The organism is Sphingopyxis sp. L1A2A (genome assembly GCF_005502465.1).
Classification (GTDB): domain Bacteria; phylum Pseudomonadota; class Alphaproteobacteria; order Sphingomonadales; family Sphingomonadaceae; genus Sphingopyxis.
The window spans coordinates 1-14,224 of sequence record NZ_SCOT01000015.1 but is presented as its reverse complement, the minus strand read 5'-3'; the positions used below and the strand labels follow the sequence as shown (position 1 = coordinate 14,224).

13 protein-coding genes are annotated in these 14,224 nt (G+C 67.1%); 11 read left to right on the top strand and 2 right to left on the bottom strand.

Going from position 1 to position 14,224, the window contains the following annotated elements; all coding sequences use genetic code 11:
* Window positions 1–96: 96 nt before the first annotated feature.
* Both FFS68_RS10610 and FFS68_RS10605 read right to left on the bottom strand, forming a co-directional pair.
* Complete coding sequence (locus tag FFS68_RS10610; protein ID WP_137753168.1) at window positions 97–363, bottom strand: phosphopantetheine-binding protein; 267 nt, start codon at window positions 361–363, stop codon at window positions 97–99.
* A complete protein-coding gene (locus FFS68_RS10605; protein WP_137753167.1) occupies window positions 360–1,355 on the bottom strand; it encodes a GNAT family N-acetyltransferase in 996 nt (331 codons plus the stop codon). The genes FFS68_RS10610 and FFS68_RS10605 overlap by 4 nt, the downstream gene beginning before the upstream one ends.
* A gap of 35 nt (window positions 1,356–1,390) precedes the next feature.
* Between FFS68_RS10605 and FFS68_RS10600 the strand changes: the two genes are divergently transcribed.
* The 11 genes from FFS68_RS10600 to FFS68_RS10550 all read left to right on the top strand — a co-directional run bounded on the left by FFS68_RS10600 (window position 1,391) and on the right by FFS68_RS10550 (window position 14,168).
* The gene (locus FFS68_RS10600; RefSeq protein WP_137753166.1) at window positions 1,391–2,923 is read left to right on the top strand and encodes an acyl-CoA ligase (AMP-forming), exosortase A system-associated; all 1,533 of its coding nucleotides are present in this window, start codon (window positions 1,391–1,393) and stop codon (window positions 2,921–2,923) included.
* Window positions 2,920–4,149, top strand: coding sequence for a pyridoxal-dependent decarboxylase, exosortase A system-associated (locus FFS68_RS10595; RefSeq protein WP_137753165.1), 1,230 nt, complete (start codon window positions 2,920–2,922; stop codon window positions 4,147–4,149). Before FFS68_RS10600 ends, FFS68_RS10595 begins: the two co-directional genes overlap by 4 nt.
* 172 nt (window positions 4,150–4,321) lie before the next feature.
* Window positions 4,322–4,978: an XrtA/PEP-CTERM system exopolysaccharide export protein gene (locus FFS68_RS10590; protein WP_137753164.1), complete on the top strand. Its 657-nt coding sequence runs from the start codon at window positions 4,322–4,324 to the stop codon at window positions 4,976–4,978.
* Between the two features lie 50 nt (window positions 4,979–5,028).
* Window positions 5,029–6,576, top strand: coding sequence for an XrtA system polysaccharide chain length determinant (locus FFS68_RS10585; RefSeq protein ID WP_137753163.1), 1,548 nt, complete (start codon window positions 5,029–5,031; stop codon window positions 6,574–6,576).
* Window positions 6,577–6,590: 14 nt separating this feature from the next.
* Window positions 6,591–7,613, top strand: coding sequence for a P-loop NTPase (locus tag FFS68_RS10580; protein WP_137753162.1), 1,023 nt, complete (start codon window positions 6,591–6,593; stop codon window positions 7,611–7,613).
* The gene (locus FFS68_RS10575; RefSeq protein ID WP_137753161.1) at window positions 7,613–9,328 is read left to right on the top strand and encodes a hypothetical protein; all 1,716 of its coding nucleotides are present in this window, start codon (window positions 7,613–7,615) and stop codon (window positions 9,326–9,328) included. Before FFS68_RS10580 ends, FFS68_RS10575 begins: the two co-directional genes overlap by 1 nt.
* Window positions 9,329–9,350: 22 nt before the next feature.
* Window positions 9,351–10,622, top strand: a complete 1,272-nt coding sequence (locus FFS68_RS10570; protein ID WP_137753160.1) for an XrtA/PEP-CTERM system-associated ATPase — start codon at window positions 9,351–9,353, stop codon at window positions 10,620–10,622.
* A gap of 45 nt (window positions 10,623–10,667) precedes the next feature.
* Complete coding sequence (locus tag FFS68_RS10565; protein WP_137753159.1) at window positions 10,668–11,528, top strand: XrtA system polysaccharide deacetylase; 861 nt, start codon at window positions 10,668–10,670, stop codon at window positions 11,526–11,528.
* A 17-nt stretch (window positions 11,529–11,545) separates the two neighbouring features.
* Complete coding sequence (locus FFS68_RS10560) at window positions 11,546–12,592, top strand: FemAB family XrtA/PEP-CTERM system-associated protein (RefSeq protein WP_137753158.1); 1,047 nt, start codon at window positions 11,546–11,548, stop codon at window positions 12,590–12,592.
* A 104-nt stretch (window positions 12,593–12,696) separates the two neighbouring features.
* Complete coding sequence (locus FFS68_RS10555) at window positions 12,697–13,908, top strand: TIGR03087 family PEP-CTERM/XrtA system glycosyltransferase (protein ID WP_137753157.1); 1,212 nt, start codon at window positions 12,697–12,699, stop codon at window positions 13,906–13,908.
* The gene (locus FFS68_RS10550) at window positions 13,905–14,168 is read left to right on the top strand and encodes an archaeosortase/exosortase family protein (RefSeq protein WP_212742343.1); all 264 of its coding nucleotides are present in this window, start codon (window positions 13,905–13,907) and stop codon (window positions 14,166–14,168) included. The genes FFS68_RS10555 and FFS68_RS10550 overlap by 4 nt, the downstream gene beginning before the upstream one ends.
* Window positions 14,169–14,224: the final 56 nt, after the last annotated feature.

Genomic DNA, 14,224 nt, shown 5'->3' with positions numbered 1-14,224 from the left:
ATCCCGGCGAAGGCCGGGATCCCATCGTGGCGTAATTCGCGACGGCGAGACCCCGGCCTTCGCCGGGATGACGATATAGAGAGGAAGGTGCGGCCTTCAATCGGTCACCTTGCGCAGCGAGAAGGCGAGCAAATTGCCGTAGGTTTCAAAGATTTCACCATCGATCTCGTCATCGTCGATGAGGATGCCGAGGCGATCCTCCATTTCGGTCAGCACCGTCGCGACCGCCATCGAGTCAAATTCGGGCAGCGCGCCGAACAGGCCGCTGTTGTCGGTCAGCGCGGCGGCGCGGTCTTCACCGAGGCCGAGGACGTCGGCGAGCAGGGCGCGGAGGGTGGCGTCGACGGTATCGGGTTCGGTCACGATTCTTTCCTCAGCAGGGCGCGGGCAAAGGCCTTTAGTGCCGGTCCCCATGCCGCGGGGCGCGACGGATTGAAAGCCTCGATCCGCCACAGCGGGTCGTGGCGGTTCATCCAGTCGCGTTTGTAACCGTCGTTGCCGGTGCCGAAATCGGCGCGCTTGACCCCGTCTACTTCGATGACATGGCGGAACAAAGCTGCCGACAACAGTGTGCCGGGCGAGGCTTTTAGGCTGTCCTCGACATGCGCGAGCTTGTGTATGAAGGCGGTGCCGTCCTCGACGGTCCAATATTGCGCGGCGACAGGGATGCCGTCGATACGCGCGATGCCCATCCGCAGGCGGCCGCCCGCCGCTTCGGCCTCGGCAAAGGCGCGGAGCAAAGCGGGATGGCCTTCCTCGGGCTTCCAGCTCGCGGCGTAGATGCGTTCGTACGCGGCCCAGCTGCCAGGGTCGAATTCGGTGAGCAACTGGATGTCGACGATGCCCTTTTTGGCTTTGCGCTGGACCGTATTGCGCAGCGCGCCGGGGCGGCTGGCCCACCAGGCGTCATGATCCATGTCGCCGAGGTCGAGCCAGTGGCGGTCGCCAGCGGGGGTGGCTTTGACCCACCAGCCTGCGGCGCGGAGCGCCGCGGTGAGGTCGTTGGGGTCGCTGACGGGGCAGAGCGTTAGCCGCGCGGCGGAGCGGCGGAGACCCCGGAACAGCGCTTGTAAGGCGGCGCCGCGGTCGCCGTCACCGGCGTAGAGCGGACGGATTGCAAAGCTGTACCAGTTGGTGAGGCCTGCGACCTCGCCCGGCTTTTCGGTGCGCAGCGGCAGCCACGCGGTGACGCCGCCTGCACGGCCACGCGCGTCGATGCGGCCTTGCCGAGCAAAGCCATGCGCCTCGAGCAGGTCGAACCACGCCGCGCGGTCGAAGGGCGAGGCAAAGCCCGCCGCGCGCGCTGCGGCGGGTAACCGCTCATCATTAGCGTGATGTTCACCGTTCCCTTGCATGATGCCGCCCTCTATCACTGCACTCCTAACAGCCGATGACCACGCCCGAAAAGCCATCTTCGCGACCGATCGATCATCTCGCCCGCTCTGGCGCGCCGGAGGCGGCTGCCTTGCTGATCGGTGAGGCAGGGCTGACTTTTGCTGAACTTGACGCGGGGGTCGGGCGGCTGGCGGCGTGGCTGCTGGCGCAGGCGGGCGCGCCGGGCGAGCGGGTGGCGAACTGGAGCGCGAAGACGCGGCTGGCGTGCCTGATGCCACTGGCGGCGGCGCGCGCGGGGCTGGTCCATGTGCCGGTCAATCCGTTGCTGAAAGGGCCACAGGTCGCGCATATCCTGGCCGATAGCGGCGCGAAATTGCTGATCACCAATAGCGCGCGGGCGGATATGCTGGGCGAGGGGCGGCCCCAGGATTGCGCGGTGCAGGATCTGACGGTGGCCGAGGTAGCGATCGATTCGGGCGGGCGGGAACTGCCGCCGTCATCGGCTGACCCCGACGATCTGGCGGCGATCCTCTACACTAGCGGATCGACCGGGCGGCCGAAGGGGGTGATGCTGAGCCACGCCAATCTGTGGCTGGGGGCCGAGAGCGTCGCTTCCTATCTGAAGATTACGCCCGATGACCGGGTGCTGGCGGTGCTGCCGCTGAGTTTCGACTATGGGCAGAACCAGCTGTTTTCGAGCTGGTTTGCGGGCGCCGCGGTCGCGCCGCTCGATTATCTGACCCCGCGCGACGTCGTGAAGGCGGTGGCGCGGCACCAGGCGACGACGCTCGCCGGGGTGCCGCCGCTCTGGGTGCAACTGGTCGAAAGCGACTGGCCCGCAGAGGCGGCGGCGCATTTGCGGCGGCTGACCAACAGCGGCGGGGCGCTGACGCCGTCGCTGATCGACGCGATGGCTGCGACCTTTCCGAACGCCGACATCTATCCGATGTACGGGCTGACCGAGGCGTTTCGCTCGACCTATCTTGAGCCAAAATATGTCGCCGACCATCCGACCTCGATGGGCCGCGCGATCCCGCATGCCGAAATTTTGGTGTGCCGCCGCGACGGGACGATCACCGCCGACGAGGAGCCGGGCGAGCTGGTGCATTGCGGGCCGCTGGTGGCGCAGGGCTACTGGCAAGATGCGGAGCGGACGGCGGAGCGGTTCCGACCGGCGCCGCGCGCGTCGGAATATGGCGGGATGGCGGTGTGGTCGGGCGATACGGTGCGCCGTGACGCCAATGGCCTGCTCTATTTCGTCGGGCGCGACGATGCGATGATCAAGACCGCGGGCAACCGCGTTAGCCCGACCGAGGTCGAAGATGTCGCGGTCGCGTCGGGGCTCATTTTTGAAGCCGTCGCGTTCGGGGTCCCCGATGCGCGATTGGGCGCGGCGATCATATTGATCGTGCGCGGCAAGGGCGGGGTCGCCGACGAAGCGGGGCTGAGCGCCTGGCTGCGCCAGAACCTGCCCAATTTCATGCAGCCGCAGGCGATCGAATGGCGCGATGCGCTGCCGCGCAATCCCAATGGCAAGCTCGATCGGGTGGCGATCGCCGCCGATTGGGCGCGGGCGGTGGCGGCATGAAGCCGCATGGTCCGATCCCGCCCGGCTATGCCGCCGACGAGGATGGCATGTTGTTGATCGGCGGCGATCGCGCCGATACGCTGGCCGACATGGCGGGCGATACGCCGCTGTTCGTTTATGACAGCGCGCTGCTGACCGCGCGGGTAGCCCAGTGGCGTGCCGCGATGCCCGCCGCGGTGCAGCTTCATTATGCGATGAAGGCGAACCCCTATGCGCCGTTGCTGGCGTATATGGCGCGGCTGGTCGACGGGTTCGACGTCGCATCGGGCGGCGAGCTTAAGGCCGCACTCGCGAGCGGGATGCCGGCGGGCGACATCAGCTTTGCCGGCCCCGGCAAGCGCGACCGTGAACTCGAAGCGACGATCAGCGCGGGCGCGACGCTCAATCTGGAATCGGCGGGCGAGGCGGACCGCGCGCTGTCGATTGCCAGCCGCCTTGGCCTGACGCCGAGCCTTGCGGTGCGGGTCAATCCTGACTTCGACCTCAAAGGATCGGGGATGAAGATGGGCGGCGGTGCCAAGCCGTTCGGGGTCGATGCTGCCGAGGTTCCGGCGCTGGTCCGGCGCCTGATCGCGGCGGGCGCCGACTGGCAGGGTTTCCATATTTTCGCGGGATCGCAGGCGCTTGATGCCGCGGCGATCGCCGATACGCAGGCGCAGACGGTCGCGCTCGCGGCAAGGCTGGCGGAGGCCATTGGTCAGGCGCCGCCGCTGGTCAATCTGGGCGGCGGGATGGGGGTTCCCTATTTCCCCGGTGATACCGCGGTCGATGCCGCGGCGGTCGGGGCGGCGCTGGGCGAGACGCTTGCCGGGCGGGCCGCGGCGCTGGCGGGCAGCCGCTTTGCGATGGAGCTGGGGCGCTGGCTGGTTGCCGAGGCCGGGGTCTATCTGACCCGCGTCGTCGACCGCAAGACCAGCCACGGCGAGACGTTTCTGGTCACCGACGGCGGGCTGCACCACCAGCTGGCGGCGAGCGGCAATTTCGGGACGGTGATCCGCCGCAACTATCCGATCGCGGTCGCCGGACGGTTCGGCGACGCGGCCGCCGAGACCGTCTCGGTGGTCGGCTGCCTCTGCACCCCGCTTGACCGGCTGGGCGATCAGGTCGCGCTGCCGCGCGCCGATGTCGGCGATCTGATCGCGATCTTTCAGGCGGGGGCCTATGGGGCGAGCGCGAGCCCCGCAGCGTTTCTGGGGCAGGGGCCAGCAGGCGAAATGCTCGTCTGATCGCGCAAAAGCTGTTCCTTATCGGGACAGCTTTGCCCGGGTGCGGGGCAAACTTACCGCAAGACTAACCCTATGTTCACCCTTTTCGCGCAAGGACGAAGCTGACGCAAAGTCTGTCGTCGCGGCGAATGGGCCTGCGGCGATCGGCGGCGGCTCGAAAGGTTGATTGATTATGGCTTCGTTCTCCTCGCTTCGCGTCGCCCGCGCCGCGCTCGTTTCCGGTATCGCGGCGACCGCGCTGGCAGGCTGCGTCGGCGCCGGCAGCAGCGCGCCGCAGCTGCCCAGCGCGAATTTCGTGCAAAATCAGGAGGGACCGGGCGAGGAATATATCATCGGCCCGCTCGACGAGCTGCAGATCTTTGTGTGGCGCAACCCCGAACTCGGCGGCAAGGTGCAGGTGCGGCCCGATGGCCGGATCACCACCCCGCTGATCACCGACATGCCCGCGGTCGGCAAAACCCCGACGATGTTGCAGCAGGACATCAAGCTCCAGCTGAGCCAATATATCACCGATCCGATTGTCAGCGTGATCGTGACGACGTTCAACAGCACCTTTTCGCAGCAGGTGCGCGTCGTCGGCGCGACCGAAAAACCCGCCTCGATTCCGTTCCGCGCCAACATGACCGTGCTCGACGCAATGATTGCAGTCGGCGGGCTGGGCGAATATGCCGCTGGAAACAAGGCACGACTCGTCCGTTTCGACAAAGGCAGTGGCAAGCAGCAGGAATTTGGCCTGCGGCTGAACGACCTGATCAAGCGCGGCGATATCAAGGCCAATGTGCGGTTGCAGCCCGGCGATGTCATCATCATCCCCGAAAGCATGTTCTGACCCAGACCGACCGCCCGTTAAACCCATCTCCCAAGGATTGATCGCAACCGATGAACAGCCTTTACGACGAATTCCGGGTGGCGCTGCACAGCGTCTGGACGCGCCGGTGGCTCGTGCTGGCGGTGGCGTGGGGAATCTGCATCCTCGGCTGGCTGGCGATTGCGTCGATCCCCAACCGCTATGACTCGCGCGCCCGATTGCTGGTCGACGTCAACGAAATCCTGCCCGACGACGCCCAGGGCGGTTCCTATGGCGGGCGCCAGCAGATCGACCAGATCCGCGAAACGCTGACCAGCGCGCGCAATCTGGAAAAGGTTGCGGCGACCACCGGCCTGCTGCCCGCCGGGGCGGGCGAGCGCGAAAAGGCCGGCGCGGTCGCGATGCTGCAAAAGAGCATCAAGGTCATCCCGCAGCAGGACAATATTTTTGAAATCACCTCGGCGGTCGGGGTCGGCAGCCTGTCGGACGCCGACAATGCCAAGCTGGCGTCCGGGGTGCTCGACAGCCTGATCACCGTGTTCCGCGACGATCAACTGCGTGGTGGCCGGATGAACGCCCGCGAGGGATTGAAATTCCTCGATTCGCAGATCGCCGACCGCGAAAAGGCGCTGCGCGAAGTCGAAGCCCGCCGCGCGACGTTCGAGGCGCAGAATATCGGCCTGATCCCCGGCGGCGCCGGATCGCCGGCGCAGCGGGTCGAGGCGGCGCGCGCCGAACTCGGCCAGATCGATTCGCAGCTGGTGGCGGCGCAGGCCCAACTGGCGGCCGCCAACGGCCAGCTTGCCTCGACCCCCGCGACGATCAATGTCCCCGGCATGGGCAGCGTCGGCGGCGGCGTCGCGCGGCAGCAGCTGGCCGGGGCGCAGAATGAATTGTCGTCGATGCGCGCCCGCGGGCTGACCGACGCGCACCCTGACGTCATGGCGCTGAAAAGCCAGATTGCATCGCTGAAGGCCATGGCCGACCGCGAAGGCACGGGCGGCGGTGGCGCCGGCAATTCGCAGAACCCGGCCTATGCCTCGCTCGCCGGGATGCGCGCCGAACGGCAGGCGACGGTCAGTGCGCTGAATGCGCGCAAGGCGCAGCTTAGCGGCGACATCGCGCGGATCACCAGCCAACAGATTCAGAACCCCGGCATCGCCGCCGAATATGACCGGATCAACGGCGAATATACCGCGTTCAAGGCGCAATATGACAAGCTGCTCGGCCAGCGGGAACAGGTGCGGATGCGCGGCGACGTGCAGACCGAAACCGACGCGATCAAGATCGAGCTGCTCGATCCGCCATCGAAGCCGACCAGCCCTGCGGCACCCAACCGGCCGCTGTTCCTGACCCTGGTCCTGCTCGCCGGGATCGGCGGCGGCGTCGGTGTCGCCTTTGGCCTTGGCCAGGTTCGCACCAGCTATGCGACCGCGGGCAAGCTGGAGCGCGCCAGCGGCTTGCCGGTGATCGGATCGATCACTGAAGTGGTGACCCCCGAACGCCATGTCGAACGGCGCAAGCGGCTCGTCTGGCTGGCGAGCGGCGGTGGCGCGCTGGTTGGCCTCTACGCCCTGTTGCTGGTCGCCGAATTCATCCAGCGCGGCATGGTTGCGTGACGGGGGACGATGACATGAACGACCAACGCAAAGTCAAGCGCCCGCCCTCGCTCCTCGAACGCGCGGCCGATATGTTCGGCCTCGATCCCGCCGCCAATGCGCCGACGATCGACGTATCGAACCTGCCCCCCGAACCGCCCAAAAAGGCGCGGCGGGCCAAGGCTGAACCGATAATCGAAGCGCCGCACGCCGAAATCCTGGATCCGGTCGTGGAGGCCGCACCGGTTGTCGAAACCGCGCCGACGCCAAAGCCTTCGCCGCGCAAGGACGTTGCCAAGGCGGCGCCTGCGGTCGTCCCGGCGCGTCAGGGCACCATCGAGCGGGCGCGGCTCGCAGCGCGCGGGATGATCGTGCCCGGCACCCCGGTCACCGGCATTTCCGAAGAATATCGGATTGTGAAGCGCGAACTGATCCGCAATTTCGGCGGCGTCGGCAATCGTCCGATCCTGCCGCGCGGGCACCGCGTGCTGATCGCATCGGCCAATCCGGGCGAAGGCAAGACCTTCTCTGCCGTCAACCTGGCGCTCAGCCTGGCGGTCGAGGCCGATCATGACGTGCTGCTGATCGACGCCGATATCGCCAAGCCGAGCGTGCTCGAAACGCTGGGGCTGGACGACGGGCCCGGCCTGATGGACGCGCTTGCCGATCCGCACCTGCCGCTTGGCGATTGCCTGATCCAGACCGATATTCCGGGGCTGAAGGTCATGCCCGCGGGCACCGGCCATATGCACGACACCGAACTCCTCGCTTCGGCGCGGACCGAGACGCTGCTCGCGCAGCTTGAGCAGGGCGTGCCGGGCCGCATCCTGATCATCGATTCGCCGCCGGTGCTGGCGGCGTCGCCTGCTGCCGTTTTGGCCGGGCATGTCGGGCAGACGATCATGGTCGTGCGCGCCGACGAAACACTGGAATCTGCGCTGCGCGACGCGATCGGCCTGATGGGCGCGTGTCCGCATATCCAGCTGCTCCTCAACGGGGTGAAATATTCGCCGGGCGGCCGCCGCTTCGGCACCTATTACGGACAGGGAGGCGCGTGATGCGCACCACCACAATCTTGCGACCGGCGAGCGCGCTCGCCGCGTTGCTGCTCGCCGGAACCGCGACGGGCGCGCAGGCCCAATTTTCGGGCGATCCGGGATCGAGCGGCGGCGATGCGCCGTCAACCAGTGCCCCGGCATCCGAACCGGGCCGTTCGGCAAAGCGCGCCGAAGCGCGCCGCAGCCAGCGCCAGGTCGATGTCAGCCCCTATCTGGAGGTCGGCCAGGTGCTCACCGCCGATCTGAAGAACGGCGGCGACGTCCTGACCTATACCAATGTCGCGGTCGGCATCGATGCCGCGATCGTCACCAACCGCGCCGAACTGGCGGCGACGCTGCGTTATGAACATCGTTTCGGCTGGGGCGGCGACAGCGGCGATTCGGACACGATCAGCGGGCTGGCGCGCGGCCGGATCGAGGTGGCGCGCGGGCTTAATCTGGAGGGCGGCGCGCTCGCCACCCGCACCCGCGCCGACGGCCAGGGTGCCGATAGCGGCCTGTTCATTGGCGACGCCAGCAATGTCGCGAACCTCTACTCGGTTTACGCCGGGCCGACTTTTGCGCGCCGCATCGGCGGGCTTGATGTCGGCGCCGGCTATCGCTTTGGCTATACCAAGGTCGATGTCGACGAGCCGGCGATCCTGGCGCCCGGCAGCCAGCCGCAGGATATTTTCGACAGCTCGACCAACCATGTCGCATGGGCCAGCGTCGGGGCGCGGCCGGGCGACCTGCCGTTCGGTTGGCAGCTGTCGGGCGGTTATGAGCGCGAGGATGCGAGCCAGCTCGACCAAAGGTTCGAGGGCAAATATGCCCGCGCCGACGTGACGATGCCGATCGGGCCGACTGTCGCGCTGCTGGGCGGCGTTGGCTATGAGGATATCGAAATCGGCCAGCGCGATCCGGTGGTTGATGCGAACGGCGTACCCGTCCGCGACGCGAACGGTCGCTTCATCACTGATAAATCGACCCCGCGCCAGCTGTCGTTCGACACCGACGGGCTGATCTGGGACGCCGGGGTGATGTGGCAGCCGAGCCGCCGTACTTCGGCGACGGCGCGCGTCGGCCGCCGTTATGGCGACACCATCTATACCGGCAGCTTTGCCTATCGCGCCGACCATGCGACGACGATCCAGGTCGGCGTTTATGACGGGCTGTCGAGCCTGGGCCGCGGGCTGTCGGGCGGGCTGGCGGCGCTGCCGACGCAGTTCGACCCGACGCGCAACCCGATTGGCGGCAATATCAACCCGTGCGTGTTCGGGCAGGAGGGCGGCGGGTGCCTGAGCAACCAACTCGGCAACGCGACCTCGGCGCAATATCGCAGCCGCGGGGTCCAAGCGACGATCGCCTCGCGCTTTGCGGGCTGGAGCTATGGCGTCGGGATCGGTTATGACCAGCGCAAGCTGCTGGCGCCGCTGCTGTCGCCGATCGCCAGCCTGAACGGGATCAAGGACGAAAGCTATTATCTGTTCCTGTCGGCGGGGCGCCAGCTCGACGTCGATTCGGACCTCAGCCTTTCGGGGTATGTCAATTATTTCGACAATGGGGCACCGGGGGCGGGGGATGTCCAGTCGGCGGGGCTGTCGGCGGCCTATGCGCGGCGCTTCTGGCGCGGGCTGACCGGCACCGCGGCGGCCAGCCTCAACGCCTTTGATCAGGACGGCTTCAACAGCCAGCTTATTGGTTCAGCTTTGGTGGGACTGCGTTACAACTTCTGACCAAGCAACGGGAATAACAGCGATGTACGATCAGTTCTATGGTTTCACCGGGCGTCCGTTTCAGCTGACGCCAGACCCGCATTTCTATTTTGAAAGCGGCACCCACCGCAAGGCGATGTCCTATCTGGGCTATGGCCTGGCGCAGGGCGAGGGCTTTATCGTCATCACCGGCGACGTCGGCGCGGGCAAGACGACGCTGGTCGGCCATCTGATGAACACCATCGACCCCAACCGCCTGACCGCGGTCAAGCTGGTGTCGACGCAGGTCGAGGGCGACGATCTGCTGCGCCTGGTCGCCGAACAGTTCGGCATCGAGTGGGAAGAGCAAAGCAAGGCCGAACTGCTGCGGTCGATGGAGCAGTATCTGCGCGAACAGGCGCGCGCCGGAAAACGGACGCTGCTGATCGTCGACGAAGGGCAGAATCTGGCGATCTCGGCGCTCGAAGAGCTGCGGATGCTGTCGAACTTCCAGCTTGGCGGCCATTCGCTGCTGCAGATTTTCCTGCTCGGCCAGCCCGAATTTCGCCAGACCCTGTTCCATTCGCCGACGCTGGAGCAATTGCGCCAGCGGGTAATTGCGACGCATCACCTGGACCCGATGGAGCCCGAGGAGGTCGAGCCTTATATTCTTCACCGCCTTGGCAAGGTCGGCTGGACGGGCAACCCCAGCTTCAGCCCCGACGCGTTCGAGGAAATCTTTGATTATAGCGAGGGCGTGCCACGCAAGCTGAACGTGCTGGTCAGCCGCCTGTTGCTCTATGGCGCGGTCGAACAGATGCACCGGATCACGGCGCAGAATGTCCGCTCGGTGGTCGCCGAGATCGAGGCCGATCGCGGCATCGATGCGTCGACGCTGGCGCCGCTGCCGGTCGAGGAGGTGGTTGCCGCCGCCGCCGCCGCGGTTGCGCCGACGCCGGCACCCTTCGCCGCGCCGACCCCCGCCAACGAAACCGCGCTCGAATGGCCGCAGCGCGCCGCCGCGCCGGTCGCCGATGGCCGCGGCCCGTTTGCCGTCCCCGACGAACCGGCGCCGGTCGTGACGCTGACCCCGCCCGATCCGACCGCCGACGAGCTGTTGGAACTGATGCCCGCCGCGGTGGTGGACACCCCGGCAGCACCTGCGATCGATCCCGAACATCTCGCCGCGCTCGAAGCGCAGATCGCCTCGCTCGAAACGCGGCTGGTCGAACAGGACGCCGCGCTGCGCCGCGTGCTCGACCTGCTGATCGAATGGGTCGAGCGCGATCCCGCGAATGCGCCGAACCCGGCCACGTCGCGGACCTGGGCAGCCTGACAGCGGACGCGAAATCGGCTATCCGGTCGATGAAGGTGAGAAAAGATGCAGAACGGCCTGTCGGTCGATGTCGAGGACTGGTTCCAGGTCGGCGCCTTTGAGCGCACGATCGACCGCGCCGACTGGCCGAACCTCGAATGCCGGGTCGAGGCAAATTGTGACGCGGTGCTGCAGATTTTTGCCGATGCGGGCGCGACCGGCACCTTCTTCACCCTCGGCTGGGTTGCCGAACGCTATCCGGCATTGATCAAGCGCATCGTCGCGGCGGGGCACGAACTGGCCAGCCACGGCTATGACCATCAGCGCGTGTTCAACCTGACCGCCGATGAATTCGCCGCGGACCTCAAAAAGACGCAGGCGATCCTGCAGGATCTGGGCGGGGTCGCGGTGCGCGGCTATCGCGCGCCCAGCTTTTCGGTCGATACGCGCACGCCATGGGCGCATGTGGTGCTCGCCGAACAGGGCTATGCCTATTCGTCGAGCGTCGCGCCGGTGGTCCACGACCATTATGGCTGGCCGCAAAGCCCGCGCCATGCCTGGCGGCCGTTGCCCGACAGCGAATTGGTCGAATGGCCGGTGACGACGGCCCGCTTTGCCGGACGGACGCTGGCGGCGGGCGGCGGCGGCTTTATGCGGATGCTGCCCTATGGCTTTACGCGCTGGGCGATCGCGCGGATGAACGAAGAAGGGCATCCGGCGATCCTGTATTTCCACCCGTGGGAGATCGACCCCGGCCAGCCGCGTGTTGCCGAAGCGCCGATCAAATCGAAAATACGCCATTACAGCGGCCTGGCGGCCATGGCGGGCAAGCTGAAGAAGCTGCTCGCCGATTTTGAATGGACCCGCGCCGACGCCTTGCTGCCGGCGCAGCAGCAGCGCGCGCAGCCGTGGCGCACCGCGGCGTGAATGCGCCGACGCGTCCGATGAGGGATAGCTTTTCCGGCGCGCCGCTGTCCGACGCGGCGGCATGGGACGCCTATGTCGCGGCGCACCCGCACGCGACGCCATTCCATAGCCGCGCCTGGTGCGAGGCGATCACCCAAGCGACCGGGCATCTTTGCCATCTGGTCACCGCGCGCGATGCGGACGGGGCGCTGACCGGGCTGCTGCCGCTCCACCATGTCCGCTCACCGTTGTTCGGGCAGGCGCTGGTCGGCAGCGGTTTTGCCGTCGATGGCGGCATCCTGGCGGATGATCCGGCGGTCGCGGCCATGCTCGCTGAAGGCGCCGCCGCCATGGCGAAATCGCTCGGCGTCGCGTCGGTCGAACTGCGCGGCGGTCCGCAGCCCGAAGGCGATGGCTGGCGCGGCGAGGAGGGGGTTTACGCCGGTTTTGTGCGCGACCTTGCCAGCGACGACGACGCCGAACTGCTCGCGATCCCGCGCAAGCAGCGCGCCGAAGTTCGCAAGGTGCTGGAAAGCGGATTGACCGTGACCACCGGGCGTGATGCGGGCGAGCGGCGCGATCATTATCATGTCTATGCGACCAGCGTCCGCAATCTCGGGACGCCGGTTTTCCCCAAGGCGCTGTTCGATGCGGCGCTCGATGCGTTCGGCGACGATGCCGACATATTGACCGTGCGGCAGGACGGACGCGCGGTCGCGAGCGTACTCAGCCTCACTTGGCGCGGCACCGTGATGCCCTATTGGGGCGGCGGGATCGCCGACGCGCGGCGGCTGCGCGCCAACGAGCTGATGTACTTTGCGCTGATGCGCCATGCGCGGGCGAAGGGTTGCACGCGGTTCGATTTCGGCCGGTCGAAGGTCGGTACGGGACCGTTCTCCTATAAGAAGAATTGGGGCTTCGAGCCGCAGCCGCTCGTCTATGCGCGCTGGCTGGCGCCGGGCGAGGCGCCGCGCGATACCAATCCGAACAGCGCCAAATATCGGCTGCAGGTCGATCTGTGGAAAAAGCTGCCGCTGTGGGCGGCGAACCGGATCGGGCCGCTGATCGCGCGCGGATTGGGGTAGAGGCGGTTGTTACCAGTCCCATCGTCATTGCGAGCGAAGCGAAGCAATCCAGAGTGGCGTCGCTCTGGATTGCTTCGCTTCGCTCGCAATGACGGAGAGCGGTGATGCCCGAAATCCTGTTCCTCGTTCACCGCGCACCTTGGCCGCCCGACCGCGGCGACCGGATTCGCAGCTGGCATATGTTCGAGGCGCTGGCGAAGCTGGCGCCGGTACATGTTGCAGCGCTCGCTGACAATGCGGACGATGCCGCCGCGGCGCGCGCGAAAATGGCGCCGCTTTGCAAGAGCCTGGTGATCGAAGTGCGCAAGGCGTCGCGGCCGCAGGCGTTGGCGCAGGCGGTGCTGACCGGCGACCCGGTATCGAACCGGCTGTTCAGGAGCGCCGCGCTGGCGCGCCATGTCGGCGGCCTGATCCGCCACGGCCATGTCAGCCATATCGTCGCTTTTTCGGGGCAGATGGCGCAATATCTGCCGCTGCGCAGCCATTTTTCCGGGCTGGTGCTGATGGATTTTGTCGATGTCGATTCGGCCAAATTTGCGACCTATGCCGAGCAGGACCAGCGCCAGCCGCTGCATTGGGTGCATCAGCGCGAGGCGCGGGTGCTTGGCGCCTATGAGGCCGCGGTGGCGGCGCGCGTCGACGCCAGCCTGTTCGTCAGTGAGGCCGAGGCGACGCTGTTCCGCGGTCGCAGCGGGCTGGGCGCCGACAAGGCGCGCGCGGTCGAAAATGGCATCGACACCGACCGGTTCGATCCGTCGCTGATCTTCGACCCGGTCGATGCGGGCGCGGGGCCGCTGGCGGTATTCACCGGGCAGATGGACTATCGGCCCAACATCGACGCGGTGCGCTGGTTCGCTGCCGACATCCTGCCGCTGATCCGTCAGCAGCACCCGGCGGCGCGTTTCGCGATCGTCGGGCGGGCGCCGAGCGATGAGGTACGCGCGCTCGCGAAGCTGCCGGGCGTGATCGTGACCGGCGAGGTTCCCGATGTGCGGCCGTGGCTTGCCGCCGCCGATGCTGTGGTTGCGCCGCTGCTGCTGGCGCGCGGAGTGCAGAATAAATTGCTCGAGGCGATGGCGATGGCGCGACCGGTGGTGGCGAGTGCCGCCGCGGCTACCGGCATTGATGCGACCCCCGGCGAGCATCTGCTGGTCGCCGACGGCACCGCGGCGATGGCCGATGCGGTCGGTGCGCTGTTCGACGACCCCACCGCCGCCGCGGCGATGGGGCAGGCGGCGCGCGCGCAGATGATCGCGCGCTATGGCTGGGACGCCCGGCTGGCGCCGCTTGGCGAGCTGCTGGGGTTGTCCACGTGACGTTATGGCAACGCCATCTGGGGGGGCTCGCGCTGCTGTCAGCGGCGATCGTGACGATCTTCTGGCGCGATGCTGCCGATATGGCGGGCATCTGGTGGCATAGCTCGACCTTTACGCACTGCCTGTTGATGGTGCCGATGATCGGCTGGCTGGTGTCGCAGCGCACCGCGCTGTTACGCCCGCTGACCCCCGCCTTCTGGTGGCCCGCGCTGGTCTGGATGGCGGGGGCGGGGCTGGTGCTGTCTCTTATAACCATCTGACTCTGCCGACGACTCCTTACGTGTTGATGTGGGCGGGCGACGTACCACTAAAAAAA